This window comes from Paraburkholderia dinghuensis (genome assembly GCF_003837865.1).
Taxonomy (GTDB): domain Bacteria; phylum Pseudomonadota; class Gammaproteobacteria; order Burkholderiales; family Burkholderiaceae; genus Paraburkholderia; species Paraburkholderia dinghuensis.
In genome coordinates this window covers 300,816-327,102 of record NZ_RQIS01000001.1, presented here as the reverse complement: position 1 = coordinate 327,102, position 26,287 = coordinate 300,816, and the positions used below count along the sequence as shown (strand labels likewise).

The following is a 26,287-nucleotide window of genomic DNA, read 5'->3' as shown; positions in this document are numbered from 1 at the left end:
GCAGTTGCGTCGCTTTTGCGTGCCTTGCTGGCGGTCGTACCCGCGCTGCTCTTCCCCATTCGCGGCACGATGCCGAATGCCGTCCGCGCGTGCGTGCGAGGCCCGCTCACGTGGACGACAGCATGGCGATTACGGTTGCGGATTTCCTTGTCGGGAGACGATGGACTGTCGATGCTGTCCGGCGCTCAGTTGAGCGGACAGCAGGTCGGTCTGCCGATCAAGATCGTTCTGCTAAACAATGGCATACCCGGATTCGTCGCGATGGAGATGAAGGCTGGCCGCCACGTGGAAACGGGCAGGAACCTCGGTGCGAGCCATTTCGCCGATATCGCGAAGGGCGCGGGTATTTTCAGCGTATCCGCGTACCGCGCCTGGTCAGGACAGCACGACGGTGCATCGACGATGCGGCAACGGGGAGGATGGCCGAGCTTGCGCGTAAGGCCGCAACATGCGAATGGGCCGGACCGGAGAAATGACGTAACTGGCGGATGCCGGCAACAAAAAACCCCGCCAGACAAGCCTTTGCGGGGTTTTGGGGGCTACTGGGTGTAGCCAGAAATCTTGATGGTGCCTCGGGCCGGAATCGAACCGGCACTCCTTTCGGAACCGGATTTTGAGTCCGGCGCGTCTACCAATTTCACCACCGAGGCGTTCTCCACCACGCTTTATCGCGCACTATCGCTTTTGGCGATCGGTCGCCATATACGGCAACCGCTGGGGAACTAGCCTTAAATTATGACGCAATTCCGCCGCCCCGGCAACCAGTACTGCCGGCCCGCTCAAACAGTGCGGGAGTACCGCTCCGAGCTCTGAGCACTGAGGTATCGGTCGAAAACCATCGCGATATTGCGCACGAACATGCGCCCGGCCGGCAGGATTTCCAGCCGGTTTGTGCTGCGCGCTACGAGGCCATCCTGCTCGAAGTCGCGCAGGCGCTCCATTTCGGGGGCGAACGTGCTCAGGAACCGTACACCGTACGCAGCTTCGAATTCGTCGAAGCGCAATTCGAGGTTGCACATCAGTTCGGTGATGATGTCGCGGCGCAGGCGGTCGTCGGCGGAAAGTTGTACGCCGCGCGCAGTCGCGAGACGTCCCTCTTCGATCGCGCCGCCGTAAGTCACCAGATCCTTCGCATTCTGCGCATAGACGTCGCCGACCTTGCCGATGGCCGAAGCCCCGAAGGCGATCAGGTCGCAATCTGCGCGCGTGCTGTAGCCCTGAAAATTACGATGCAGCGTGCGTTGCTTCTGCGCCAGCGCCAGTTCGTCGGTGGGCAGCGCGAAGTGATCCATGCCGATGTAGACGTAGCCTGCATCGGTGAGCTGCTCGATCACAAGCTGCAGCAGCGCGAGCCGCTCGGCGGGCGAGGGAAGCGTGTTTGCGTCCATCTGCCGTTGCATCTTGAACAGATGTGGCATGTGCGCGTAGCCGAACACGGAGAGCCGGTCGGGTGCGAGCAGAAGGATCGTTTCGAGCGTGCGCCGGAAGGTTTTCACGCTCTGATGCGGCAGGCCGTAGATCAGATCGACGCTGACCGACTCGAAACCGTTCGCGCGCGCCGCGTTCATGCAGTCGACGGTCATTTCGAGCGGCTGGATACGGTTGACCGCTTGCTGCACGACCGGATCGAAATCCTGTACACCGAGGCTCATGCGGTTGAAGCCGAGCCCGCGAAGATGGGCGATCGTCGCCGGTGACGCTTCGCGCGGATCGATCTCGATCGAATATTCGCCTTCGCTGTCCGGGCGCAGCGTGAAGTGCTCGCGCGTGGCGGCCATGAGCGTGCTCATCTCTTCGACCGAAAGGAAGGTGGGGGTGCCGCCGCCCCAGTGCAGTTGCGAAACGGGGCGCCTCGTGTCGAAGAGCGCAGCCTGCATTTCCAGTTCGCGCAGCAGTTGCTTCAAGTACGGCTTCGCACGGGCGCGATTCTTCGTGATGACCTTGTTGCAGCCGCAATAAAAGCAGACGGTGTCGCAGAACGGGATGTGAAAGTAGAGCGAGAGGTCGGTGTCGCTGGCACCGGGATCGGCAGCGGCGCGGCGGTAGAGGGCCGGGTCGAAATCGTCGCGGAACTGAAGCGCGGTCGGGTAAGACGTATAACGTGGGCCGTTCGCGCCATATTTGGCGAGGAGGTCGGGGCGGAACAGAAGATCGGCGTCGCTCATACGGGGCTCTCTTAGGTTGGCGCGCCGTAAGATTGTTCCCGGAGCCGGAGCGTGCGGCGCATCGGGCGACGAATTTTCTGGCGCCATGTTGATCTAGTTTAAGAGTCCGTGCCCTGACGCGATTGTGTAAAAAGGTCGCATTGATGGATGGCACAATGCCTCGGTTCGCCGATTGGCGGCGGATTGTATCGACAGTTTCAGGAAGCAGATGGTGAGTGCAGGTTCCCCCTTCGACGTGCCCGGGCACGCGTGCCGCCCCGGTTGCGGCGCGTGCTGCATCGCGCCGTCCATTACGAGTCCGATTCCTGGCATGCCGCACGGCAAGCCAGCGGGCGTACGCTGCGTGCAGCTCGGCGACGATCTGCAATGTGCGATCTTCGGCTCTCCGTTGCGCCCGGCGTGTTGCTCCGGACTGCAGCCGCAGGCGGAGATGTGCGGTGCGTCGCGCGAGGAGGCCATTCGCTGGCTCACGCGGCTTGAAGCCGAGACGCAACCGTTGCGCCACGCATGACGCCCTATCACGTTCCGTTCAAGCGGCCGCGTGCCGTCCATCATGGAGACTTCGCATGACCCACACCGCAAAGCGCGTTTCCCGGCGTGCCTTCCTGCTCGCGGCCTGTGCTGCGGCGGGCACGGCAACGTCGCTGGGCGCCTGTGCGACGGGGATCTTTCCGTTCATTCCCGATCACTACACGTTCTCGCAGCAGCAGGTGCAGGACGCGGTCCAGCGCAAGTTCCCGTACCGGCGGCAGATGCAGCAGCTCTTCGACGTTTCGCTCACGAACCCCGTCGTCATGCTGGAGCCCGATCGCAACCGCATCGCGGTGCAGCTCGACGCGCAACTTGCGAGTCCGCTTATCCGGCAGCCTGTGAGCGGCGTATTCACACTGTCAAGCGAACTGGCCTGGGATAGCGCGAGCCGCTCCGTGGTGCTGAAGTCGCCGTCGGTCGACCGCGTCGACATGCAGGGTGCCGCCGCAGCCTACGGGCAGCAGGTCGGGGCAGTGGTAGCGCTCGCTGCGACGCAGCTCCTCGACAACTATCCGATTCACACCTTCAAGCCCGAGCAACTGCAATTTGCGGGTGTCAGCTACGAACCCGGTACAATCACGATCCTTACAAACGGCATACGCGTGCAGATCGTCGAGAAATGAATCGACGAAACGCCGCGGCGCGAAGCCGTCGGCCGGCGTGCGTAATGCGGCGGGTGCCCGGTCCGGCGCGAACCTCGGCAAGGAGAACGGATGGACTGGTGGCTGACCTGCAAGGCCTTGATACTGGGCGTCGTCGAAGGGCTGACCGAGTTCCTGCCCGTATCGAGCACGGGGCATCTGATCGTTGCGGGCAGCGCGCTCAACTTCGAGGGTGACTTCGCGAAGACCTTCTTTGTCGTGATCCAGTTCGGCGCGATTCTCGCCGTCTGTTGGGAATTTCGACGCAAGATCGGCAGCGTGATTACCGGTCTGCCCACGCGGCCCGACGCTCGCCGTTTCACGTTGAATGTGATCGTCGCGACCGTGCCGGCCGTTGTGCTCGGCCTGTTGTTCGAGCGGGGAATCAAGTCGGTGCTGTTCGCCCCGGTGCCGGTGGCGCTCGCACTGGTCGCGGGCGGTCTTGTCATTCTGTGGGTGGAAGGGCGTCAGCGGCGGGCCGGCGCACCGACCGCGCAGGCGCCTTCGCGCGTCCGCTCGATCGACGAAATCACGCCCATCGACGCATTCAAAGTCGGTTGCGCGCAATGTTTCGCGCTGATTCCGGGGATGTCGCGCTCGGGCTCGACGATCATTGGCGCGATGCTGTTTGGCTTCGAGCGACGCATCGCAACCGAGTTTTCATTCTTTCTCGCAATACCGGTGATTTTCGGCGCCACCGTCTACGAACTGCACAAGAGCTGGCAGGGGCTATCAGTCGAATCGCTCGGCCTCTTCGGAATCGGCTTCGTTGCTGCGTTCGTGAGCGCGTTTCTCTGCGTGCGCTGGCTGCTGCGCTTCGTCGCCTCGCATGATTTCACCGCGTTTGCCTGGTATCGGATCGTGTTCGGTCTCGTGATTCTCGTGCTCGGTTACGGCGGCGGGCTCGGGTGGGGCGATTGAACGAAAACGGGGCGCTTCGAGCGCCCCGTTTTCCATCCTGCGAAGAAAAGGATCAGTCCTGTGCGCGGCGGCGGAACACCAGGTCCCACACACCGTGGCCGAGGCGCAGGCCGCGGCGCTCGAACTTCGTCACCGGACGATAGTCCGGGCGCGGCGCATAATCGGTGGCCGTGTTGACGAGCGCCGGTTCGGCGCCCAGCACTTCGAGCATCTGTTCCGCGTAGTTCTGCCAATCGGTCGCGCAGTGCAGGTAGGCGCCCGGTTTCATGCGCGATACGAGCAGTTCGACGAACTTCGGCTGGATCAGGCGGCGCTTGTGATGGCGCGCTTTGTGCCACGGGTCCGGGAAGAAGATGTGGACGCCGTCGAGGCTTGCGGGCGCAATCATCTGTTCGAGCACTTCGACCGCGTCGTGCTGGATGATCCGGATGTTCGTGAGATCGTGCTCCCCGATCAGCTTGAGCAGCGCGCCGACGCCCGGTTCATGAACTTCGACGCCGAGAAAATCGTCGTCCGGTCGCAATGCGGCGATTTCCGCCGTGCTTGCACCCATCCCGAAGCCGATCTCCAGCACGCGCGGCGCGTGGCGGCCGAACACTGCATTCCAGTCGGGCTCCGCGGGTGCGTACGGCACGACGAATCGCGGACCGAGTTCGTCGAGCGCGCGGCGCTGACCCGTCGACACGCGGCCAGCGCGCGTGACGAAGCTGCGGATACGGCGCAGGTGCAGGGCGTCGCCGGGTGCGTCGGAGGTCGCGTCGTGCGGCTCGTCCGATGAGGCGGGCGGCAGGCAGTCGTGCGGGACTGCGTCGTTCGGATCGTGAATCATCTTCGAGAATGGCAGGGTGAGGGCAGCGCGCATTGCGCCGGACGGCGAGGCGCTGCGGGTCCGGCGGGCGTAGCGTTCGTATCTGCCTGAATCGGGGTCGGGTTCGATTGGCGACGCGGGCTTGCGCTCTGGCGTGTTGCTGATGTGTCGCAGATCGGGCCGTGCGGGTCTCGCACGTTACCGTGCTGCGAGCGCGCCTGGACGCTGAAAACGACGCGCATTATAGCAGCGCCTGCCGGACCGTCCGGCGGCGTCCCGAGGCTGCGCCGCTGTGTTCAATCCGCAGAGATCGTCACGTGGATCGTCGCCGGGCGGTGCAGTTCGAACTCGTCGATGCGGCACGCGCGAACGTCCAGCAACAGGCGCTCCAGTTGAGCGGCGTCGTCGTAAAGCGGCTGGGCGTCCGCCGGAAGTCGCTCCGCGGCCTTCGCCAGCAGGTCGTTGCGGGCGCGCACGATCAGCGCAAGTGCGCGCCGACGGGGCATGAAGAAATGTTCCATCGGTGACGGTCCCTACGGCGTGCGCAAGGCGAGTCGTTCAAGAGAGGAGGATGGCAGGCCGGTGCGCGGCAGAAGCCGGAGCTGGAGCGTACGACGGGAGGAAATCAGGACAACCTGGAGTGACCGTGCGACGTCCAGGCACAAGACTGGCAAGCCGATGTGGAGCGGGCGATGGGAATCGAACCCACGTCTCCAGCTTGGGAAGCTGGGGTAATAGCCATTATACGACGCCCGCAGAGCGCGCCATTTTACGCGGAATTCGTCCGCTTGTGCAATCGCCGGCCGCCGTCAGACGGGCCGGTTTGAACCGCGGCGGTCACGCGTCGCGCAGACCGCCGCGTTATATCGCGCTCAGATTCCGAACAGCGTCAGCGATACGGCCGCGCGAGTGACCACCATTAGCAGCACCTGCACGATGACAAACAGCAGGATGGGCGAGAGGTCGAGTCCGCCGAGTTGGGGCAGGATGCGCCTCAGCGGGTTCAGGAACGGCGCCGTCAACTCGAACAGCACCGGCATGGCCGGCGAGTTTGGATTGAGCCACGACAGCAGCGCCATCAGGATCGTTAGCCAGATCAACAGGTTAAGCGCCCACTTCACGACCGTCAGCACGGCGACGACGACGAGCGTCGGCAACGCGCCGAACGGATCGATGCCTGCGAGCCAGACCGCCAGCAGCACGTAGACGACGGCCGCGATCAGCGCGGCTACGATACTCGCCCAATCGATGCCACGAAAACCCGGAATGATGCGCCGCAACGGCAGCACGAGCCAGTTGGTGACTTGCTGCACCGCGTGGCTCACCGCGTTGTAGGCCGGCACCCGGACAAACTGCAGCCATGCGCGCAGGAGTAAAGCGGCGCCAAACAGCGTGAAGATCGTGCTGAGCAGAAAACGGGCGATATCGCCGAACATCGGTGTCTTTTCCTTCGTGTGGTTAGTACCGCGGTAGCGTTGCCGGACTCAGGCCGATACCTTGATTTCGCTGATCAGGATCGTGCCATTGCCGCCGTCGGTGTAGTTGGGAATGTCGTCGAGAAGCGTTTGCGCATGCGGCTCGAATACGGCGTAGAACGCGTCGATCGTGTCAAACAGGAAATGTCCTGCGGCGACGTATGGCGGTGGCGTGCCGGGCGGCCCGGCATTGATGCCGACATCGACCGACCAACCCCGGAGCGTATCGCCGAACAGGCGCGCAGCGAGCGGCATGTGCCGCGTACTGTAGTACTCGCTGTCGAAATGCCCGTTTTCACGGTATGGATACAGGATGCTGACCTTGATCATTGTGCGTTCTCGTCGTTCGCCGTGAATCCTGAAGCGCGCGTCGTGTGGTCCCGGCGGCGCGCGCGCCGTTGCCACATTACCACGGCTTTTGTCGATGCTGTGTGGTTCGGCGCGGTCTGTCGCGCCGGTGCCCTGGCATGGACGCGCTGGCGTGACACCTTTTCCTGCAAACGGCTAAAGTGGTTCTGCTGATTCGCGTTGCCGTGTTGCTGCATCGGGGCGGCCGGTCAAGGCCACGCGCACGCAAGGCGCACATGCAGCGCGGTGACGCGCGCTGTGTATGCTGCCGTACTGAAGCGCGACAACCGGTGCGGCTAAAACGGATCGGGACACCCGGCGAGTTGTGTGGCGTACGGGCGATGACGGGTCCGCGGTCGGACCGCAAAGGCAAAGGCGGGGTGTGACAGAGCGGTTGGCGAGGCAAAGAACGACATGATGGCCTACGCCGGCTGGCAGGCAGGCGAAGCGCGCGGACACCGCGCACTGCGTGCGAAAACGAATACAGGCGCGACACAGGGTGTCGTGTGGGGGGCCGCGCGATGTGGACACCGCGCGGATGTCACAGGTTTAGCGCAAGGAGCGACGCAACGCGATGGCCACGGCCATCGCGATCGACGGTTTGAGGGCAATAAGGGGTGCGCTTGCGGCTATCTCGCAACACCGCCGTCGATGTCCCCGACTTTGCGCGCAATACGCTCCACGGTTTCGGTTTTGCTGTTGCAGTCGTGCGCTGTTTCCTGTCGGTAGTCCGATTCGGGAGTCCAACATGAGCATCTTCGCGTACCGAAAACATCTGCGATTTCTCACGCCTGTTCAGCGTCGCCGCTGGTGGGATCAGAAAAAGCGCCTGAAGCCAAGGGTGAAGATCAGCGGTGCCTACGTACCGCCAAGCGTTACGCGCGAGTTCGCTTACGTCAAAGTCGGATGACGCCGGGTAAGCGGCGCGTGGCCGCTGGACGCGGCAAGACCTGATGCCCGGTCCCTGACCGGGCATCGTCGTTTACGGGCCATTCCGGCCGCCGGCCTTAACCAATTTGTAATCAAACTTTACCGGGCGATTTGTCCCGCCGTGCCAATTCGGCAGCAAGCGTCACCGCGTGTCGTCGCGAACGACGATTCAAGCCTCGAAGTGGCCCGTTTGTCAGCTTTTACCGATCACGTTGCGTCGCGCTGCTTTGTTCGAGCGCCGCTAACCGCCAAAGTGGGATTGCAATTTGCAACAAATGGGTGCCGCCGGTGCGCGGCGTTTTCGATACATTTGAAGCGTGGGCTGTGCCTCATATAGAGATTGGCGCCGTTGTTGGCTGTCGGGAGAAGAGAAGTGAAGAAGACCGTTTCGTTTGTCGTTGCCGCTGTGCTGGGTGTGGGGCTCGTCAGTGCAGCGGAGGCGCATGTTTCGGTGGGCATCGGTATCGGCATTCCGGTTGCGCCCGTGGTTCCGGTGTATGCGCCTGTGTATGCGCCGCCTCCGCCCGTCGTCTATGCCCCGCCTGCGGTTGTGTATGCGCCGCCGCCTGCCGTCGTGGTGGGTGGATACTGGGGGCATCCGTACTGGGGTCATCCGTACTACCGCGGCTACCATCGCGGCTGGTATCACCACTGATTGAATGGGCAGGGCCTGGCCCTGCTCGTTTCGGGTGTCACGGCGCAACGCCGGCTTTTGCCGCGTTGCGCCGTTTGCCTTTGTGCGTTGCGTGATGGTGTGGTTCGCGCGTTTCAGGTGGCACCGGCACCCTGGAGGATCAGATCGCGATAGCCGTGGACGATCACGCTATACGAGAAGTACGCGAACAGGAGCGCCGAAAGCACATGGCACGTGCGCAGCAAGCCGGCGCCGGCGCGTTTGCGTCCGTGGCTTGCGAGGCCGCAGAGAAAGAGCGTCCAACCCAGGCCCCCGAGAAAGAATCCCGAGAGAAACAGAGCCGCCGCGCCTACGGTGGTCGCTCCCGTTTTCGCGATCAGCGCGCCGCCAACGGCCGCAAACCAGAGAATGGCGCTCGGCGATGAGAGTGCGAGTAACACACCGCGCACGAAGCTGCGCCAAGGATCGGGATTGGGCGAGACCGGATCCGCCGTACCCTCGACGGGCGGCGCGGTCGCTGGATTGAGCGCTTCGCGCGCCATCTTCCAGGTGAGCATCAGCAGAATGGCGGCACCGCCGATCCACACGATCCAGCGTACCGCGTTGAACTGCAGCAGTGCCGCCATGCCCGCGAGCGCGAGGGCGGCATAGATCAGATCGCCGAAACACGAGCCGAGGCCGAGCCAGAAGCCGGGCCTGAAGCCGTGTGAGAGTGTGAGCGAGATGATGGCGACGTTGACGAGGCCAATATCGAGGCAGAGCGAGAGCGAGAGAAAAAAACCGTCGGAAAGCAGGGAAACGTGAGGCATTGAAGCGGATTCTTGTTTATTTGGGCACACGCGGCGTGCCCGGATTTCGTTGTGTCCCCCACAATACCAGAAGCAGGCGCCGCGATCCCGTCACAGCGGCGCCCATCGCGAGCTTTCGGAATTTAAACGCCCATACACAGATACTTCAACTCGACATATTCGTCGATGCCGTATTTCGAGCCCTCGCGCCCGAGCCCCGATTGCTTGACGCCGCCGAACGGTCCGACCTCGTTCGAGATGAGTCCGGTGTTGATGCCGACCATGCCGTACTCCAGTGCCTCGGCCACGCGCCACACGCGACCGATGTCGCGGCTGTAGAAGTACGACGCGAGACCGAATTCGGTGTCGTTGGCGAGTTGAATCGCCTCATCTTCGTCGCTGAACCGGAACACGGCGGCGACCGGGCCGAACGTCTCTTCGCGCGCGATCAGCATCTCGCGCGTGACATTCGCGAGCACGGTCGGCTCGACGTAGCGCCCCTCGCGTACCTTGCCGCCGGTGACGAGCGTCGCGCCTTTCGCGGTCGCATCGCCGATATGCTGCGTGACTTTTTCGACCGCTGCGTCGTCGATCAGCGGGCCCTGCGTCACGCCCGCCTCGAAGCCATTGCCGACGCGGATCTTGCGCGTCTCCGCCGCGAGTTTTTCGACGAATGCCTCGTAGATCGTGTCCTGCACGTAGAAGCGGTTCGTACAGACGCAGGTCTGGCCCGCGTTGCGATACTTCGAAATCACCGCGCCTTCGACGGCCGCGTCGAGATCAGCGTCGTCGAAAACGATGAACGGCGCGTGGCCGCCGAGTTCGAGTGCGATCTTCTTGACCGTCGGTGCGCATTGCCGCATCAGGATGCGGCCGACCGGCGTCGATCCGGTGAACGACAGATGGCGCACGAGATCGCTCTCACAGAGCACCTTGCCGATTTCGATCGAATTCGCCGCGTCGGCGGTCACGACGTTGAACACGCCGCGCGGCACGCCCGCGCGCTGCGCGAGTTCGGCTAGCGCGAGCGCGCAAAGCGGCGTCTGCTCGGCGGGCTTCACGACGATCGTGCAGCCCGCCGCGATCGCGGGCGCGACCTTGCGCGTGATCATCGCGATCGGGAAATTCCACGGCGTGATCGACGCGCAGACGCCAATCGGCTGCTTCAGGACAACTAACTTTTTATCGGCGGCCGGACTCGCGAGGACGTCGCCGTTCACGCGCTTCGCTTCCTCGGCGAACCATTCCAGAAACGATGCCCCGTAGCTGACTTCACCGCGCGCTTCGGCAAGCGGCTTGCCTTGCTCCGCGGTCATGATTGCGGCGAGGTCGTCGGCGTGTTCGGTCACGAGGTCGAACCAGCGGCGCAGTATGGCCGCGCGCGCCTTGCCGGTTTTCGCGCGCCATGCGGGCAGGGCTGCGTTCGCAGCAGCGATTGCGCGCCGCGCTTCATCCGCGCCGAAGTCCGGCACGCGTGCAATCTGGGCGTTGTCGGCGGGGTCGAGCACGGCGAAGTCCGTCGGGCTGCCGCTCCATTCACCGTCGATGTAGGCGCGCGTCTTGAAGAGGGCGGGGTCCTTAAGCTGCGTGAGACGCTCCATTGCGGACAAGATCATCTTCATGCCTCCAGGGTGCGTGGGCGATGCGGCAGTCGCCGCATCGCCTGTCGAAACGCGCCGCGCCCAATGCGCGTCGCGTTTCGACGTGGCCCCGGGACGCGCCGCGCCTCAGAGCCCGAGTTCGTCGTACAGCCGGTCGATGCGCGCCTTCACGCCGGCATCCATTTCGATCGCCCGGCCCCATTCGCGCGTGGTCTCGCCGGGCCACTTGTTGGTCGCGTCGAGCCCCATTTTCGAGCCGAGCCCCGCCACCGGAGAGGCGAAGTCGAGATAGTCGATCGGCGTGTTCTCGACGAGGACGGTGTCGCGCGCGGGGTCGATGCGCGTCGTTATCGCCCAGATCACTTCCTTCCAGTCGCGGATATTCACGTCATCGTCGACCACAACAATGAACTTTGTATACATGAATTGCCGCAGGAAGCTCCAGACGCCGAACATCACGCGTTTCGCGTGCCCGGGATAGCTCTTCTTCATCTGCACGATCGCCATGCGATAGCTGCAGCCCTCGGGCGGCAGATAGAAGTCGGTGATCTCGGGAAACTGCTTTTGCAGCAGTGGCACGAACACTTCGTTGAGCGCGACGCCGAGCACGGCGGGCTCGTCGGGCGGTTTGCCGGTGTACGTGGAGTGATAGATCGCGTCGCGGCGCATCGTGATGCGCTCGACCGTGAAGACGGGGAACCACTCCTGTTCGTTGTAATAGCCGGTGTGGTCGCCGTACGGGCCTTCGAGCGCATGCTCGTAGCTCGCGCTCGCGCCCTTCGACGGGCGCGGCGGTGCGCCTGCCGGCGCTGCCACCGGTTCGCCGGTCTGCGGATAAATGAAGCCTTCGAGGACGATTTCCGCGCGGGCGGGCACCTGGAGCGTATCGACGCCCGGCGTCAGGCACTTCGCGAGCTCGGTGCGTCCGCCGCGCAGGAGGCCGGCGAACTGGTATTCGGAGAGCGTGTCGGGCACGGGCGTCACGGCGCCGAGGATCGTCGCGGGATCGGCCCCGAGGACCACGGCGACGGGGTACGGTTTGCCGGGGTTCTTCAGCGCGAACTCGCGGAAGTCGAGCGCGCCGCCGCGGTGGGCGAGCCAGCGCATGATCAGCTTGTTGCGGCCTATCAGTTGCTGGCGGTAGATGCCGAGGTTCTGACGGGTCTTGTTCGGCCCGCGAGTGACCGTGAGGCCCCACGTAACGAGCGGGCCGGCGTCGCCGGGCCAGCAGGTCTGAATCGGGAGCTTCGCGAGATCGACGTCCTGACCTTCCCAGACGATTTCCTGGCAAGGGGGCGAACTGACCGTCTTCGGCGCCATATCCCAGACGGCCTTGGCGAGCGTAAACAGCTTGCCGGCGTCCTTCAGCCCGCGCGGCGGTTCGGGTTCCTTGAGCGTCGAAAGCAGTTGCCCGACGTCGCGTAAAGACTCGAGCGCGGCGCCGTCGCCCACGCTGCCGGGCGCATCGATACCCATGCCAAGCGCGACGCGGCGTGGCGTGCCGAAGAGATTGCCGAGCACCGGGAACGCATGGGTCGCGCGGTTCTCGAACAGGAGCGCTGGGCCGCCCGCGCGGAGCACGCGGTCACACAGTTCGGTCATTTCGAGAACCGGGGAGACGGCTTGCGGCACGCGGCGCAATTCGCCGAGCGTCTCGAGTCGATCGACGAAGTCGCGCAGGTCTTTGTATTTCATCGGGAGCGGTTGACTGGCCGGGGCCGCGCACGGCGGCAGGTGGTGGGGCCGCAGCCCGCGAAAGGGCAGGCAGGGGCGGTTATGCAGTTGTCGATTTTACCTGTGTTGGCTGGCACACGCTGCGGGGCACGATGCGTAATGGGCCGCAAACGCGCATGGCGCGCGGGTCTCATCCTGCTGAACGCTGTTTATCATTACTTTTGGTTATGCATTGTGCGTTCTATAGTATTGACGATCTATAAAACGCTGCTAGAATCCAGCCACACTGGTTGCAGGGCTTGCAATTTTTAGCCACCGTCCCGGTCCTTCAGACGCAACGCGTCGCCGTCGAGCCGATTCCCTGCACGGCTTCACACGGTCTAGATATGTAGTCTTCGTCAGCGCTTCTTCGCGCTGGCTGTTCGCGTGAGAACTTCCGCGCGCGCCCCTGGCGCGCACCGAGTAGTACAGGAGTTCCATTCACGGCGCACGCGCCGTTTCCCGATGCCGCTGCCGCACCAGCCAGGGCGCGCGGTGTCTTGATCCTGCAATGGGCTGATGGCCATGTGCCCCCCTGCCGGATCATGCAACATGGGAGATCTGTCGATGAATACCTGGTTATCGTGGTGGCGTGCCGATGAGCGTGTAGCTCCAGGCCTCCGCGCGCTGCTGCGGCGCGGCACCCGCCTGAGTCATCACTTGTTCAGCATCGTTGGCGGCTGTGCCGTTCTGCTCGCGATTGCTCTGTGGATGCAGCCGACGTGGCGCGGTACGCTTGCTGCACGCCTCATGCCCTTCGTGTCGGCCGCCGTGCAGGCAGGCCCGGCGCGTCTGCTTCAAGGCAATCCGCTGCCGTCGTTCGCGCCGCCGGGAGCGGTCACTGACGACAATGCCAACGACGGTTCGTCGCTGCCGGTCGCGTACAGTTCCGACGCCAGCACGGCTGGCAACGCACCGACCGCCGTCAGTATGACCCCGCTCGATGCCGTCACGCTCAACGGTCTCGACCCGCATTCGCTCCCGAGCGTCGGTGCGCTCGCCCGCATGATTCCGTCGCAGCGCATCACGCCCGATGCCCGTGACGACCGCATCTTCGTTTCCCTGCGTGAACAGATGCTTGTCGCGAACTACCTTGCACGCCGCTATCACGTGGCGCAGGGCCCGGTCGGCGAACTCGTGAAGGCGTCGTTCGATACCGGCCGTGAAGTGGGGCTCGATCCTCTTCTGCTGCTCGCAGTGATGGCGATCGAGTCGGGCTTCAATCCGTACGCCGAGAGTGGCGTCGGCGCGCAGGGCCTGATGCAGGTCATGTCGAAGGTCCATTCCGACAAGTTCCAGTACTTCGGCGGACAGAGCGCGGCGCTCGATCCGCTCGCGAACATCAAGGTCGGCGCGCTCGTGCTGAAGGATTGCATCGCGCGCGGCGGGTCGGTTCCGGGTGGTTTGCGGCTCTACGTCGGTTCGACGTCGCAGGACGACGGCGGCTATGGCGCCAAGGTGATGGCCGAGCGTTTGCGTCTTCGCGACGTCTCCCGCGGCCGCAATGTGCCGATCAACGCGCCGCAGGCACCCGGCACTGCGACGGTCAGCGCGCCGGCGACGCAGAAGGTGGCCAGCAACAAGCGGGTGGAGGTGACGCTCGACGGGAAGACGGGCGTTACGCCGGTCAAGGAGGTCCCGGAGCAGGACGACGCCAGCGCGACTGCGCAGAAGCACGCTTCGTCGTCTGAATTTGGGGCGTAGGTAGCAGTCGATGTGATTGCGTAGCGGATCTGGCGTCTGCTGGACCCAGCAAAAAAGGCACCCTCGGGTGCCTTTTTCGTTTGTCCGCGCGATCGGCGCGACGCTACGGTCAGCGGTTGAACAACTTGCGCAACCGATCCACGGCTTCTTCGAGCCGCTCGTATGCGGTCGCATACGAAAGCCGCACGTACTGATGCGGCGCGCTCTCGCCGAAATCCATGCCCGGCACCATCACGGTACCTGCGTCGTGAAGCATGGCGCGGGTCAGGGCGTCACTGTCGCCTGCAGCCGGGTGCGCCACGTGGGTGCAATCGGCATAGACATAGAACGCGCCATCGGGCATCACCGGCACGGAAAACCCCAGCGATTCGAGAGCGGGGGCAATGAAGTCACGGCGCCGCTTGAATTCGAGGCGGCGTGACTCGTAGATCGCCAGCGTGTCCTTCTCGAAGCACGCGAGCGCCGCGTGTTGCGCAAGCGCCGACGCGCAGATGAACAGGTTTTGCGCCAGCTTTTCGAACGCGCCGACCAGTGCGGGCGGCACCACCAGCCAGCCCAGACGCCAGCCCGTCATGTTGAAGTACTTCGAGAAACTGTTGACGGTCACGACATCGTCGCCGAACGATAGTGCCGAGACCGGCGGCGTGTCATAGCTCAGGCCCTGGTAGATCTCGTCGACGATCGTGAACCCGCCGCGCGCGCGCACGGTCCGCACGATGCGATGCAGTTCGTCGGGTTCGATCGAGGTACCCGTTGGATTCGACGGCGATGCGAGCAACACACCGCGCGTCTGGGGCGTCCAGAGGCGCTCGACGTCGGCGGCAGTCAGCTGGAAGCGCGCTTCCGGGCCGCTCGGCACGAGCACGGGCTTGCCTTCAGCCGCGGTCACGAAGTGGCGGTTGCATGGGTAGCACGGATCGGGCATGAGCACTTCGTCGTCGCGATCGACGAGCGCCGTGCACGCGAGCAGCAGCGCCGCCGAGGCGCCCGCCGTGACCACCACGCGCGCCGGATCGATCGTCAGTCCATACGCGTGCTGATAATGCGCGGCGATCGCCTCGCGAAGCTGGTGGATGCCGAGCGCGCTCGTGTACTGGGTGACGCCGCGGCGTAGCGCTGCTGCGGCCGCCTCGACAACGGGTCCGGGGGCCGTGAAGTCCGGCTCGCCGATGCCCATGTGGATGATGTCGCGTCCGGCGCGTTCGAGTTTCGCCGCTTCTTTCGCCAGTTCCATGACGTAGAACGGCTGGATCGCGTCAACGCGCGCGGCAAGCCGCAGGAGCGGTTCGGCAACGGTATTCATGCGGGGGATTCCAGTTCTTGCTCACCGGCTGTGCCGGCGGGTCCGCGGGCGCGGACCCTCAAACAACGACAAGGTGCGGACGGCGCGCACGCGGCACGCTCCGCAGCCTCCTGCTTCACGATCTGCGTGCGGCCTGGGTTTCCGTGGCGCGCAACTGCACCGACAGTTTGTCGAGCACGCCATTGACGTACTTGTAGCCGTCCGAGCCGCCGAACGTCTTCGCCAGCTCGACCGCTTCGTTGATCACGACGCGGTACGGGATGTCGACGTGATGCGTCAGCTCGTAAGTCGCGACGAGCAGCACGGCACGTTCGACGGGCGAGAGCTGTTCGATCGGGCGGTCGAGGCACGGTGCGATGGCGGCCGACAGCGTGTCCGCTTCGCGGATCACGCCGTGCAGGATGGCGTCCAGATGCTCGTGATCGGCCTTGTCATAGCCCTGCGAACCGCGCAGCTGCGCATCGATTTCACCGGCGGGCACACCCGACAGCAGCCACTGATACAACCCCTGCGTGGCCAGTTCGCGGGAGCGGCGACGCGCGCTCTTCATTGGCGTTCCTCTTCGTCTTCCTCGTCTTCGTCCTCGTCGTCGTCGCCGCCGTCGAGTTGCTCGAGCGCTACCGTGAGGTTCGCCATCTCGACCGAGACGCGCGCCGCATCACGACCCTTCTCGGTCATGCGCGCGACCGCCTGCTCCTCGTTTTCGGTCGTCAGCACGGCGTTTGCGACCGGCACGCCGAAGTCGAGCGCGATGCGCGAGATGCCCGCGCCGCTCTCGTTCGAGACGAGTTCGAAGTGATAGGTCTCGCCGCGCACGACCGCGCCGAGCGCGATCAGTGCGTCGAACTGGCCGCTTTCCGCGAGCTTTTGCAGCGCGAGCGGGATTTCCAGCGCGCCGGGCACAGTGACGAGCAGCACATCTTCGCCCGTCACGCCGAGGCGTTCGAGTTCTTCGATGCAAGCGTCCGCGAGGCCGTTGCAGACGGGTTCGTTAAAGCGCGACTGGACGATGCCGATGCGCAGTCCGTCGCCATCGAGGTTCGGTTGGTATTGTCCGATTTCCATGTGGTGTCCGTAGGTTCGGTTAAGCGTGGTGACGAGTAGGAGGGCGCGTGGCGGTTGCCCGGTGGTTGCCGGTCAGGCGCGCGCCGCGCTGCGATCGGCGCCTTCAGGCGGACAGGGCGCTTCGGTGCTGCTGCCGGGCATCGGCACGAAGCCGGTGACTTCGAGCCCGTAACCCGACATGCTGCCGAGGCGGCGCGGTTTCGACAACACCTGCATGCGGCCCACGCCGAGCTCGCGCAGAATCTGCGCGCCGACGCCATAGGTCTTGAAGTCGACCGGACGGCGCGCGAGCGCCTCTGCGCGCTCCTTCTGGTCGAACGCCTTGAAGACGTCGATCAGATGTTCCTTGGTATCGCCGCAATTGAGCATGACGATCACGCCGAGATCGCGTGCAGCGATTTCACGCATGGCGGCGTCGAGCGTCCACGAGTGCGTGGATGCTCCGGTCTCCAGCAGATCCAGCACCGAGAGCGGCTCGTGCACGCGCACCGGCGTGTCTTGCCCGGGTGTGGGCTCGCCGCGCACGAGCGCGATGTGCGGAGTGCCTGTCGGGTGATCGACGTACATGATCGCGCGGAAGGCGCCGTGCGCCGTATGCATGGTGCGTTCCGCGACGCGCTCGACGATTGACTCGGTGCGGCTGCGGTAGTGGATCAGGTCGGCGATCGTGCCGATTTTCAGGTCGTGCTGCTGCGCGAACTCGATGAGGTCCGGCAGGCGCGCCATCGTGCCGTCGTCCTTGATGACCTCGCAGATCACCGCAGCCGGCGTGAGGCCCGCAAGCGCCGTGAAGTCGCAGCCCGCCTCGGTGTGGCCCGCGCGCACGAGTACGCCGCCCGGCTGAGCCATGATCGGGAACACGTGGCCCGGCTGGACGATGTGCTCGGCGCGCGCGTCGTGCGCGACGGCTGTCTGGATCGTGCGGGCGCGGTCGGCGGCGGAGATGCCCGTCGTCACGCCTTCGGCCGCCTCGATGCTGACCGTGAACGCGGTGCCGTACTGCGTGCCGTTGCGATATGTCATGAGCGGCAGGTTGAGCAGCTTGCAGCGCTCCTGGGTGAGCGTGAGGCAGATCAGGCCGCGCCCGTACTTCGCCATGAAGTTGATGGCTTCCGGCGTAACGAACTCCGCAGCGATGACGAGGTCGCCCTCGTTTTCCCGGTCTTCTTCATCGACGAGGATCACCATCCGGCCGGCTTTCAGCTCGGCGATGATTTCAGGGGTGGTGGCGAGGCTCATTCTTGGGATCTGTTCTGGAAAGCGCATATTTTACGCCACGCGGGCTTGCGCGTCGCCGTAGATGCTGGCGGGAACCGTTTTGATCCGCCCCACGGCCGTCTCGCAGCCATGGTCGTGCGTCGCGCTTTTGCCGTGTTTCGGCTCGCTGCATAGGGGGAGCCACGCGCCAGCGTTGGCCGAAAGGCTAGCTGGGCAGCGCAAGACGCGGCCGGCACAATAGTAACGGTTGACGTTATTAACGTAAGGCGTTACTATTCACGATGATTACTTCGTTTGCATGCCGAGACACCGAGGCGCTTTTTTTCGGGCGCCGGGTCGCCCGCTTCGTCCTCATCGAACGGGTGGCGATTCGCAAGCTGCAGCAGATCCATGCCGCCGTCACGCTGTCGTTTCTTCGGGCGCCGCCGGGCAATCACCTGGAGCGTCTGTCAGGCGACCTCGCCGGGTGGTACAGCTTGCGCATTAACGTGCAATGGCGGATCTGCTTCCATTTTGCGGACGGCGACGCATCGGGGGTTCGCATCATCGACTACCACTAAGGAGCATCAACATGGTACGGGAAGTTCCGCTTGCGACGCCGGGCGAGATTCTGTCAGAAGACTGGCTCAAGCCCTTGGGCATTAGCCAGTACGCGCTCGCAAAGGCGATCGGCGTGCCGCCGCGCCGCATCAACGAGATCGTGCTCGGCAAGCGCGCGATCACAGCCGACACGGCGGTGCGCTTCGCCGTCTATTTCGGCACCGACGCGCGCAGCTGGATGGAACTGCAGGCCCATTACGATACGGAGCGCGCACGTGAGCTACTGCAGGACGTACTTGCGCGCATCAAACCGCTGGTCCGGGCGGAACACGCCTGAGCGCATGGCGGCGATGCCGTATCCGACAGGAGTGCAACGTAATCGGGCTGGAACGACTCGTCCAGGAACGTGAAGCCGAGTACACCGCGGTACGTGCGTCCGCCGGAAACGCACCTGCATGATGACGCCGTTTGCCCCAGCAGCGGCACCCCTTTTGCGCTCGAAGTGAACGCGCCGCTACGCGGTAACGTTACTGCGTAACACAATATTCCCCTATTTTTTACAGCGAAGGAGCCGATAACCAAACATGGTTACTGCAGTGGGTGTAACCAGGCAGTCGAACACATGAACGTTGGTTATGTCATATTCAAATTCAGAAAGGCAACGTAGATACCGAGCGCGCCACCTTGGAGTTGGCGGGCGTCGTGAGCGACTGCAATGTCTGATCTTGATCTCGACCAAGAGAAATCTGGAGCGACTCGCCTCGTATTTTGAATGCTCAATTACGGAGTGCGTTGAAAAATTGATTAACGAAAAAAATAAATCGGTGCTGGAAGAGTTGGACGAAGACGCGCGACGGGCATTTATGGAACAAAAGAAGTAGCAAATCCATTGGCTGGAAGTGGTTGGGAATCCAGAAGTGCTTGAGATATTCACGTGACATCCAAAAATATCGCATCGAATAATGCGGCCGATACCGATATGGAAAAGCGTATCGGGTGGGCGATGTTCAGGCACATGTTGGGCAATGCCGCTATTCCTCTCCTTGGAAGTGGTGCAGGTAGCCTGTTAGTCGCCGGCGCTTTCTTTTGGCGCGACAGGCAGACGATAGCCATCCCCTGGCTTGTCGTTGTCTACGCAACGATTGTGATTCGCATTTACCTGACCCGCTGGTTTCGCGGTTTCGTTGCGGTACATGGTTTTTCGGAAAGGGCTGGAAACTGGTACGCCCTTTCCGTCGGGCTGTCGGGGATCGCGTGGGGATTCGGTGCCCTGTTGTTAAACAACGCGCCCGACGTGATATGCGCAGAGCTGACTATCACGGCAATTCAGGCGATGGTGATGGGCGGCGCAATCACACTCGGTGCGGTCATGCCAGCTTTTTTCGCCTTCTCCATTCCAGCCATTCTGCCGATGGTTGGTGTCCTGGCGTCAAGCGGCGAGGCCACTCAGATGGTGCTTGCCGGGTACAGCCTCATTTTTTTCGTTCTCGTCAGCCTGGTCGCGCGAAATTTCAACCGCTCGCTTCGTCGCGCTTTGAGGTTGAAGTTCGAAAATGAGGCTCTCGTCGATTTGCTGACCGAGAGGGCGAGGGAACTGGCGTTACGCGCGAATACCGACGGTCTCACCGGACTCGGCAATCGCTTGTGGTTTGACCAGATTCTGGAGTCGGAGTGGGCGCGCCTCAAACGATCGGGCGCCCCGCTTTCTGTAATCCTGCTCGACGTCGACCACTTCAAGCTTTTCAACGACACATATGGCCACGTAGCCGGCGATGCGTGTCTTAAGCAGATCGCTCAGGTTATGAAGGAAGTTTGTCGCTCGACGAGCGAGTTTGTCGCGCGTTATGGCGGCGAGGAATTTATTGTCCTGTTGCCTGAGGTTCATGCTGAAGCAATGTGTGGCGTTGCCGAAAGAATCCGCACACGCATTGCCGATCTCGAGATACCTCACGAGACGTCCCAGACGGCGCACCACATTACCGCCAGTTTGGGCGCTGTGACGGTGCAGTGCGGGGGCTCGACGACTTCAGCCGATGCCGTTGCTTTAGCGGATGAGCAGCTCTACCGTGCCAAAGCGCTTGGACGCAACCGTGTCGAGCATCTGGCGTGGGGCGCGCGCGATACGCCGGCTTAAATGCGTAACGCAAGTGCTTTAAGCGCGTAGACGCCGCTCCCAATATTGGTGCGGCGGGGCGGCTATTTCCTGTAGGGATAACGGTATCGTGAATGTGGAGTGCGACCGCATTCTGTCAGAATTTCTGTTGGCAAATCAGATCCGTAACGCCTTGTAGTGAAACGACGGCCGGTGGTCCATCCGCCAAAGAGGAGATCCCTTAAACGATCGATAGCCGTCCTGAGGCACGCGTCATTTCGAGATGCGGCGATCGTACGCCTGATGCACAACGCACGTACCCATCGGCGGCTCGACCGTTCCGGTTGCTCGATGCTATAAATTTTCGTCTCGTAATAAAAATATAAAGAATACGTAAGTGACCGAGTGGCCGGCGGGTTGACTCAATAAAATAAATCAATATTCCTAACGGCGAATCGTGGTATTTCGTATAAGTCAGAGTTATCGAGACAATTTCGAATGCTAGTATCGCAATACTAAATAAATTGCCAGCGCGTTCGCGTTGTTGATGATTTCGCCGTGGGGTCTTATGTACAAGCGCTATAAGCGTGGATTTGTCGTCGCTCTTCTGTTGATCGCGTGCACGTTGGCCATCTGGGCAGTGGTGCGTCACTTGCACGGAAGTTCCCCGCAAGACGCCGATGCAGAAGCGGACCCCAACACGCCGTTCACCGTGGTCGATGCCGCGAACCGCGAACTCGACGGACATCCGGCGCTTGCCCTGACGTTTTCCCAGCCGCTCGACGCCCGCACGGACTACGACAAGGTCGTGCGCGTCATGAAGATGCCGCCGAAGGACAAACCGATAACGGCTCGACAGGACGACAGCGACGAATACGACAGCGACGCCGGAAGTGCGCAGGGCGCCTCAGCGGCGAGCGAGGTCAGCGCATCGGCGGAACAGACGGATCTTGCTGGCGGCGTTCCCGTGTCCGGCGCGTGGGTTGTCGGTGACAATCCACGCATGCTCTATTTCCCGCACGTCGAGCCGCTGACTCGCTATGTCGTGCAGATTCAGGACACGCTGACAGGCAAGGACGGCCGCAAGCTCGGCCGCGAAGTGCGCTATTCGATCAACACGCCGGCCGTTTCGCCGGCGTTCTACTTCGCGAGCCGCGGCATGGTGCTGCCGGCGAAGGAGAGCGGCGGTCTGCCGGTGATCACCGTGAATGTGCCTGAAGTCGACGTGGAGTTCATGCGTGTGCGGCCGGACCAGTTGCCGCGCTTCGTCGACGCAATGCTCGCACGCAATCAGTCGTCGCAGGTCTCGGGCGATGGCGGTGATGGTGGCGACGAAAGTGATGACCGCAGCCATCGCGGCGACCCGGACCTGCAAGATGATCTGCACGGCGCAGTATCGCTCTGGTCGCTCGATCGCTTGCACAAGATGGCCGATAGCGTCTATCAGGGACGCTTCCTGACAGAGCAAAAGACGGACAAGCGCAGCGTCACGTACCTTCCCGTCGAAACGATCAAGGCGCTGAAGGAGCCCGGCATCTATGTCGCCGTGATGTCCCAGCCAGGGCGCTTCCGCTACGAATACCAGACCACCTACTACTACGTCAGCGACCTCGGCCTGCACCTGCGGCTCTTCGACCATGCGGCCGAAACCTTCGTCAGCTCGCTGATCGATGGCGGCGCTGTGTCGGGCGTCGACATCACGTGGCTCGACCACCAGGGCAAAGTTCTCGCGCGCGGGCAGACGGACGGCGACGGCCATGCGTCGTTTGCGAAGCAGCCCGACGGCGCGGCACTCGTGCTCGCGCAGAAGGACGGACAGATGTCGGTGCTGTCGGTACGCGAAGCGGCGCTCGATCTCGGCGAGTTCGAGATCACGGGCTCCGACTTCAAACCCGTGCGGCTTTTTGCGTGGAGCGGACGAGACCTCTATCGTCCGGGCGAGACCTTCACGATGTCGGTGCTCGCACGCGATGCCGATGGCAAACCTGTGCCGCCGCAAGCGCTGCAGGCAAAGTTGCGTCGCGCCGATGGCAAGACCCAGTTCGTTTCGACCTGGCAGCCGGTGCCGGGGCGACCCGGCTATTACCAGCAGAAGATCACGCTGCCGGGCGACGCGCCCACGGGCAACTGGTCGCTCGAACTGCGCAATGATCCGGCCGCGAAGGAGCCGGGTGCGACGGTCGCCTTCAAGGTGGAAGAATTTCTGCCGGAGCGAATGAAGCTCGATCTGACGAGTCCGTCGGCCGTCCTCGCGCCAGGACAGGCGTTCCGTGTCGACGTCACCGGCATGTACCTGTACGGCGCCCCTGCCGCGGGCAACCGTCTGCTTGGCGTCGCGGAATTCTCGCGCGACCGGAATCCGCTCCAGACGCGCTACCCGGGCTTCGAGTTCGGCGATGCGAACGACGACACGCTGAAGGTACGCCAGCAACTCGACGAGCAGGCGCTCGACGATGACGGCAAGAGCTCATTCGACATTGCCACCGAACCAGCCGCAAACGCGCATTCGCCGGTTACCGTGCGCGCGACACTGAGCTTGCTCGAAACAGGCGGTCGCCCCGTCGTGCGCAACATCGAGCGCACGATCTGGCCGGCGCAGGTTATGACGGGCGTACGTCCCCTCTTCGCGGGCGACTATGCGCCCGAAAACTCCCCAGCTGATTTCGAGGTGATCCGTGTCGACCAGGCCGGTAACCTGAAGGCCGCAAAAGGCCTGCAGGTGAGGATGTTCCGCGAGAACCGCGACTACTACTGGCGATTCGACGATCAGCGCGGCTGGAATTCCGGCTTTACGGAAACAGACGAGTTGACCTATACGGGCGTGGTGGACACGCCCGCGAGCGGCCGCGCGAAGGTGCGTGTGCCTGTCAAATATGGACGCTACCGCCTCGAACTGTTCGACGCGGCCACTGGACTGACGCAGCGTTATCGCTTCTACGCGGGTTGGAACGCGCAAAGCGACGAACAGGCGGGCCAGCGTCCTGACCGCGTGACGCTGAAGCTCGACCGCGATGCGTACCAGAGCGGCGACACGGCGCACCTGACGATCACGCCGCCGCACGCTGGCACGGCGCTGATCACGGTCGACGGCGATCACACGCTGTGGACGAAGCGCGTGAAGATCGACGGCGCGAGCCGCACAGTCGACATTCCGGTCGACCGGGCGTGGCAGCGGCACGATCTGTACGTGAACGTCATGGTGCTGCGTCCCGGTAACGAAGGCGACCTCGTCACGCCGACGCGCGCACTCGGCCTCATTCAGCTACCGCTCGCGCGCCAGGACCGAAAGCTCGATATGACGATCGAAGCGCCGGCGAAGGTGAAGTCCGAGTCCGTCGTGAAGGTCAAGGTGAAGGTGCCGGCGGCGAAAGGGCAGAACGCGATGGTGACGCTGGCGGCCGTCGACGTCGGTATTCTCAACATCACAAAATTTTCGGTTCCCGATCCGTTCGAGGCGTTCTTCGGCAAGCTCGCATACGGCGCCGACCTGCATGACATCTACGGCCGCCTGATCGAGAAGATGGCCGGCAAGAAGGGCAAGCTGAAGTGGGGTGGCGACACCGCGCCGAAGACGACCCAGGATCTGCCGAAGAAGGTGAAGCTCGTCGACCTGTTCACTGGCCCTGTCGCGCTCGATGCGAACGGCGAAGCGGAGATTCCGCTCACGCTGCCCGATTTCAACGGCACGCTGCGCCTCTCAGCCGTTGTTGCGACTGCCGACCGTTTCGGCAGCCAGAGTCAGGAGCTGGTCGTGGCCGCGCCGGTGATCGCCGAGCTGTCGATGCCGCGCTATCTGAACTTCGGCGATCGCTCGACGTTCGCGCTTGACCTGCAGAACCTCACAGGCGGCGCCGGAACGTTCAAGGTCGACGTGAAGGCACAGGGCGGCCTCAGCGTGCAGAACGGCTCGCGTGAAGTGACATTGCGCGCTCAGCAGAAAACGACGTTGCGCTATAGCGTCGATGCCGGCGAGCAGGTCGGCCTGCATGCGATCGACGTGTCGGTGCTGGGCGCGGGCGTCGCGATCACTCGCCACTACGCGCTCGAAGTCGAAGCGCCTACTCCGTCGACACAGAAGACGCTGCGCTACACGGTCGATCCAGGCGCGACGATCACGATTCGCGATCCGGCCGTCATGGGTTTCTATCCGGGCTCGCTGTCGGCTCACCTGTTCGGGTCGAATTTGCCGCCGATCGATGTAAAGGCGGCCGTCAAGTGGCTGCTCGAATATCCGTACGGCTGTGCCGAGCAGACAACGAGCAGCGCCTATCCGTGGCTTTATGTCGACGAGGCGGCGGCGCGGCGCTACGGCCTCAAGGTCTACACGCGCGACGAGCGCGCACAGCGGATCGATTTCGCCCTCGGCAAGCTGGGCGGCTACCAGTCGGCTCGCGGCGGTTTTAGCCTGTGGGGCGGCGCGCAGGACGACTTCTGGCTGTCCACCTATGTGACCGGCTTTCTCCAGGACGCGCGCGCACAAGGCTTCACCGTGCCCGATGCGCTCTACAACAAGGCGATGGACTATCTGCTGCGCGGTTTGCAGGAGGGCAGCGCGCAGATTACACCGTTGCCCGCGCGTGTCGCGACGCCTGACGAACTGCGTCGCCTCATCGACGATTACACGCGAAACAACCGCGCCTACGAGGGGCTCGTACAGGCCGGGTATGTGCTCGCACGAGAGCGCCGTGCACCGATCGCGACGCTGCGCTTGCTGTTCGATCAGCGTGCGCAGGCCAACTCAGGACTTTCGCTCGTCGAGCTTGGCATCGCGTTGAACCTGATGGGCGACACTGCGCGCAGCCAGCAGGCGATCGCGCAGGGGCTCAAGATGGAGCGCCGGACGGGTTACTGGTGGTGGGACTACGGCAGCGATGTGCGTGACCTGGCGATGCAGTATGTTCTGCTCGATCGCGACCACATCAAGGCGCCGGATGCGGCGACGTTGCTGGGTCGCGTGCAGGGTGCGCTCGCTGCGAGGGGCGAGTATTACAGCACGCAGGAGCGTCTCGCGCTGTTCCGCCTTGGCCAGTCGCTGGGGTCGCAAGAGCCGAAGCCGTGGCGCGCAACGATCACCAGCGCGGGCAATACGCGTAGCGTCGACAGTGCGACGACACAGTTCGCGGATGTCAGCGCGACGGAGTTGGCTCAGGGGCTGACCGTGACGAATCCGTCGGATCAGCGCCTGTTCGTGGAGCTCTCGTTGAGCGGCAACCCAGTGCAAACGCCGAAGGCACCCGCTAGTGGCAGCGCGCAATTCTCGCTGGTACGCGAGTATCTGAAGGCCAACGGTGCCCCGCTCGGCAACGCGCCGTTAAAGGTCGGCGATACGGTGCTCGTCCATCTGCGCGTGCGCGCAGACTCCTACGTGACGGCCTCGGCGCTCGTCGTCGACCGGATACCGGCCGGCCTCGAAATCGAGAACGCAAACCTGGTTCAGGGCGAAAACGGCGATAGTCTCAAGGTTGGCGGCACCGATGTGAACGAGGCGATGCAGAGCAACCGCATCCAGCACGTCGAGTTCCGCGATGATCGGTTCGTTGCCGCGGTGAAGCTCGGCTGGGGCGATCAAGATCTGTTTTACCGTGCTCGCGTCGTGACGCCGGGGCAGTACACGGTGCCGCCGGTCTTTGCGCAGGACATGTACCGGCCGGATGTCTTCGGCGTGCTGGATCCGCAGACGAAAATGACGATCGTCGACAGTGCTACGCCGGCCGCGACCGCTGCCGCGGCGAACGAGCCCAGCTCTTCTGGGGCGGCCGAGCAAGCCCGCGCTGCGTCGGCGACGGCCAACCCGGCCAACTGACTTTCAG

Annotated in this window: 22 protein-coding genes and 2 tRNA genes; 10 read left to right on the top strand and 14 right to left on the bottom strand. The window is 63.4% G+C overall.

Annotated features, from left to right (window positions below; all coding sequences use genetic code 11):
• Positions 1-69: 69 nt before the first annotated feature.
• Entirely contained in the window at positions 70-552 is a 483-nt protein-coding gene (locus D1Y85_RS01530) for a thiamine pyrophosphate-dependent enzyme (RefSeq protein ID WP_124149529.1), read from the top strand.
• A 13-nt stretch (positions 553-565) separates the two neighbouring features.
• Here the strand turns inward: D1Y85_RS01530 and D1Y85_RS01525 are convergent.
• Both D1Y85_RS01525 and hemN read right to left on the bottom strand, forming a co-directional pair.
• Positions 566-650: transfer RNA gene (locus D1Y85_RS01525), tRNA-Leu, on the bottom strand.
• A 129-nt stretch (positions 651-779) separates the two neighbouring features.
• Positions 780-2,165, bottom strand: a complete 1,386-nt coding sequence (gene hemN, locus D1Y85_RS01520) for an oxygen-independent coproporphyrinogen III oxidase (RefSeq protein WP_124149253.1) — start codon at positions 2,163-2,165, stop codon at positions 780-782.
• 208 nt (positions 2,166-2,373) lie between these two features.
• Between hemN and D1Y85_RS01515 the strand changes: the two genes are divergently transcribed.
• The 3 genes from D1Y85_RS01515 (at position 2,374) to D1Y85_RS01505 (ending at position 4,258) form a co-directional block, all read left to right on the top strand.
• Positions 2,374-2,676, top strand: coding sequence for a YkgJ family cysteine cluster protein (locus D1Y85_RS01515; RefSeq protein WP_124149252.1), 303 nt, complete (start codon positions 2,374-2,376; stop codon positions 2,674-2,676).
• Between the two features lie 55 nt (positions 2,677-2,731).
• Positions 2,732-3,319 (top strand): DUF1439 domain-containing protein, encoded by a 588-nt coding sequence (locus D1Y85_RS01510; protein ID WP_124149251.1) that lies wholly within the window; start codon positions 2,732-2,734, stop codon positions 3,317-3,319.
• A 90-nt stretch (positions 3,320-3,409) separates the two neighbouring features.
• Positions 3,410-4,258, top strand: a complete 849-nt coding sequence (locus D1Y85_RS01505; protein ID WP_124149250.1) for an undecaprenyl-diphosphate phosphatase — start codon at positions 3,410-3,412, stop codon at positions 4,256-4,258.
• A gap of 52 nt (positions 4,259-4,310) precedes the next feature.
• On the opposite strand, the gene trmB is transcribed toward D1Y85_RS01505, so the two are convergent.
• The 5 genes from trmB to D1Y85_RS01480 form a co-directional block, all read right to left on the bottom strand.
• Entirely contained in the window at positions 4,311-5,087 is a 777-nt protein-coding gene (gene trmB / locus D1Y85_RS01500; protein WP_124149528.1) for a tRNA (guanosine(46)-N7)-methyltransferase TrmB, read from the bottom strand.
• 275 nt (positions 5,088-5,362) lie between these two features.
• Positions 5,363-5,572 (bottom strand): hypothetical protein, encoded by a 210-nt coding sequence (locus tag D1Y85_RS01495; RefSeq protein WP_124149249.1) that lies wholly within the window; start codon positions 5,570-5,572, stop codon positions 5,363-5,365.
• Between the two features lie 175 nt (positions 5,573-5,747).
• Positions 5,748-5,822, bottom strand: a tRNA-Gly gene (locus tag D1Y85_RS01490).
• Positions 5,823-5,938: 116 nt separating this feature from the next.
• Complete coding sequence (locus tag D1Y85_RS01485) at positions 5,939-6,502, bottom strand: YggT family protein (protein WP_124149248.1); 564 nt, start codon at positions 6,500-6,502, stop codon at positions 5,939-5,941.
• 48 nt (positions 6,503-6,550) lie between these two features.
• Positions 6,551-6,871: an EthD family reductase gene (locus tag D1Y85_RS01480; RefSeq protein ID WP_124149247.1), complete on the bottom strand. Its 321-nt coding sequence runs from the start codon at positions 6,869-6,871 to the stop codon at positions 6,551-6,553.
• A 1,321-nt stretch (positions 6,872-8,192) separates the two neighbouring features.
• Here D1Y85_RS01480 and D1Y85_RS01475 point away from each other — a divergent pair.
• Positions 8,193-8,474 (top strand): hypothetical protein, encoded by a 282-nt coding sequence (locus D1Y85_RS01475; protein WP_124149246.1) that lies wholly within the window; start codon positions 8,193-8,195, stop codon positions 8,472-8,474.
• A 113-nt stretch (positions 8,475-8,587) separates the two neighbouring features.
• Here the strand turns inward: D1Y85_RS01475 and D1Y85_RS01470 are convergent, their stop codons facing one another.
• The 3 genes from D1Y85_RS01470 to D1Y85_RS01460 all read right to left on the bottom strand — a co-directional run bounded on the left by D1Y85_RS01470 (position 8,588) and on the right by D1Y85_RS01460 (position 12,537).
• A complete protein-coding gene (locus D1Y85_RS01470) occupies positions 8,588-9,262 on the bottom strand; it encodes a LysE family translocator (RefSeq protein ID WP_124149245.1) in 675 nt (224 codons plus the stop codon).
• A 122-nt stretch (positions 9,263-9,384) separates the two neighbouring features.
• Entirely contained in the window at positions 9,385-10,857 is a 1,473-nt protein-coding gene (locus D1Y85_RS01465) for an NAD-dependent succinate-semialdehyde dehydrogenase (RefSeq protein WP_246024730.1), read from the bottom strand.
• A 111-nt stretch (positions 10,858-10,968) separates the two neighbouring features.
• A complete protein-coding gene (locus D1Y85_RS01460; RefSeq protein WP_124149243.1) occupies positions 10,969-12,537 on the bottom strand; it encodes a UbiD family decarboxylase in 1,569 nt (522 codons plus the stop codon).
• A gap of 585 nt (positions 12,538-13,122) precedes the next feature.
• Between D1Y85_RS01460 and D1Y85_RS01455 the strand changes: the two genes are divergently transcribed.
• Positions 13,123-14,259 carry a transglycosylase SLT domain-containing protein gene (locus D1Y85_RS01455; RefSeq protein WP_124149242.1) on the top strand — a complete coding sequence of 379 codons (1,137 nt, stop codon included), beginning with the start codon at positions 13,123-13,125 and terminating at the stop codon, positions 14,257-14,259.
• Positions 14,260-14,368: 109 nt separating this feature from the next.
• Here the strand turns inward: D1Y85_RS01455 and D1Y85_RS01450 are convergent, their stop codons facing one another.
• The 4 genes from D1Y85_RS01450 to ribBA form a co-directional block, all read right to left on the bottom strand.
• Complete coding sequence (locus D1Y85_RS01450; protein WP_124149241.1) at positions 14,369-15,562, bottom strand: pyridoxal phosphate-dependent aminotransferase; 1,194 nt, start codon at positions 15,560-15,562, stop codon at positions 14,369-14,371.
• 115 nt (positions 15,563-15,677) lie between these two features.
• Positions 15,678-16,112 (bottom strand): transcription antitermination factor NusB, encoded by a 435-nt coding sequence (gene nusB / locus D1Y85_RS01445; protein WP_124149240.1) that lies wholly within the window; start codon positions 16,110-16,112, stop codon positions 15,678-15,680.
• Positions 16,109-16,627, bottom strand: a complete 519-nt coding sequence (gene ribH / locus D1Y85_RS01440) for a 6,7-dimethyl-8-ribityllumazine synthase (protein ID WP_124149239.1) — start codon at positions 16,625-16,627, stop codon at positions 16,109-16,111. The genes nusB and ribH overlap by 4 nt, the downstream gene beginning before the upstream one ends.
• A gap of 72 nt (positions 16,628-16,699) precedes the next feature.
• On the bottom strand, positions 16,700-17,866 hold the full coding sequence (gene ribBA, locus D1Y85_RS01435; protein WP_124149238.1) for a bifunctional 3,4-dihydroxy-2-butanone-4-phosphate synthase/GTP cyclohydrolase II: 1,167 nt from the start codon (positions 17,864-17,866) through the stop codon (positions 16,700-16,702).
• Positions 17,867-18,126: 260 nt separating this feature from the next.
• Here ribBA and D1Y85_RS01430 point away from each other — a divergent pair, with 260 nt between their 5' ends.
• The 4 genes from D1Y85_RS01430 to D1Y85_RS01415 all read left to right on the top strand — a co-directional run bounded on the left by D1Y85_RS01430 (position 18,127) and on the right by D1Y85_RS01415 (position 26,280).
• Positions 18,127-18,405: a type II toxin-antitoxin system RelE/ParE family toxin gene (locus tag D1Y85_RS01430; protein WP_124149237.1), complete on the top strand. Its 279-nt coding sequence runs from the start codon at positions 18,127-18,129 to the stop codon at positions 18,403-18,405.
• Between the two features lie 11 nt (positions 18,406-18,416).
• Complete coding sequence (locus D1Y85_RS01425) at positions 18,417-18,722, top strand: HigA family addiction module antitoxin (protein ID WP_124149236.1); 306 nt, start codon at positions 18,417-18,419, stop codon at positions 18,720-18,722.
• Positions 18,723-19,319: 597 nt separating this feature from the next.
• On the top strand, positions 19,320-20,519 hold the full coding sequence (locus D1Y85_RS01420) for a GGDEF domain-containing protein (protein ID WP_124149235.1): 1,200 nt from the start codon (positions 19,320-19,322) through the stop codon (positions 20,517-20,519).
• A gap of 601 nt (positions 20,520-21,120) precedes the next feature.
• Positions 21,121-26,280 carry an alpha-2-macroglobulin family protein gene (locus tag D1Y85_RS01415; protein WP_246024750.1) on the top strand — a complete coding sequence of 1,720 codons (5,160 nt, stop codon included), beginning with the start codon at positions 21,121-21,123 and terminating at the stop codon, positions 26,278-26,280.
• Positions 26,281-26,287: the final 7 nt, after the last annotated feature.

Coding starts and splice junctions, on each gene's coding strand:
- D1Y85_RS01530 (WP_124149529.1), top strand. CDS start 70: ATGCCGAATGCCGTCCGCGCGTGCGTGCGAGGCCCGCTCACGTGGACG.
- hemN (WP_124149253.1), bottom strand. CDS start 2,165: ATGAGCGACGCCGATCTTCTGTTCCGCCCCGACCTCCTCGCCAAATAT.
- D1Y85_RS01515 (WP_124149252.1), top strand. CDS start 2,374: ATGGTGAGTGCAGGTTCCCCCTTCGACGTGCCCGGGCACGCGTGCCGC.
- D1Y85_RS01510 (WP_124149251.1), top strand. CDS start 2,732: ATGACCCACACCGCAAAGCGCGTTTCCCGGCGTGCCTTCCTGCTCGCG.
- D1Y85_RS01505 (WP_124149250.1), top strand. CDS start 3,410: ATGGACTGGTGGCTGACCTGCAAGGCCTTGATACTGGGCGTCGTCGAA.
- trmB (WP_124149528.1), bottom strand. CDS start 5,087: ATGATTCACGATCCGAACGACGCAGTCCCGCACGACTGCCTGCCGCCC.
- D1Y85_RS01495 (WP_124149249.1), bottom strand. CDS start 5,572: ATGCCCCGTCGGCGCGCACTTGCGCTGATCGTGCGCGCCCGCAACGAC.
- D1Y85_RS01485 (WP_124149248.1), bottom strand. CDS start 6,502: ATGTTCGGCGATATCGCCCGTTTTCTGCTCAGCACGATCTTCACGCTG.
- D1Y85_RS01480 (WP_124149247.1), bottom strand. CDS start 6,871: ATGATCAAGGTCAGCATCCTGTATCCATACCGTGAAAACGGGCATTTC.
- D1Y85_RS01470 (WP_124149245.1), bottom strand. CDS start 9,262: ATGCCTCACGTTTCCCTGCTTTCCGACGGTTTTTTTCTCTCGCTCTCG.
- D1Y85_RS01465 (WP_246024730.1), bottom strand. CDS start 10,857: ATGATCTTGTCCGCAATGGAGCGTCTCACGCAGCTTAAGGACCCCGCC.
- D1Y85_RS01460 (WP_124149243.1), bottom strand. CDS start 12,537: ATGAAATACAAAGACCTGCGCGACTTCGTCGATCGACTCGAGACGCTC.
- D1Y85_RS01455 (WP_124149242.1), top strand. CDS start 13,123: ATGAATACCTGGTTATCGTGGTGGCGTGCCGATGAGCGTGTAGCTCCA.
- D1Y85_RS01450 (WP_124149241.1), bottom strand. CDS start 15,562: ATGAATACCGTTGCCGAACCGCTCCTGCGGCTTGCCGCGCGCGTTGAC.
- nusB (WP_124149240.1), bottom strand. CDS start 16,112: ATGAAGAGCGCGCGTCGCCGCTCCCGCGAACTGGCCACGCAGGGGTTG.
- ribH (WP_124149239.1), bottom strand. CDS start 16,627: ATGGAAATCGGACAATACCAACCGAACCTCGATGGCGACGGACTGCGC.
- ribBA (WP_124149238.1), bottom strand. CDS start 17,866: ATGAGCCTCGCCACCACCCCTGAAATCATCGCCGAGCTGAAAGCCGGC.
- D1Y85_RS01430 (WP_124149237.1), top strand. CDS start 18,127: ATGATTACTTCGTTTGCATGCCGAGACACCGAGGCGCTTTTTTTCGGG.
- D1Y85_RS01425 (WP_124149236.1), top strand. CDS start 18,417: ATGGTACGGGAAGTTCCGCTTGCGACGCCGGGCGAGATTCTGTCAGAA.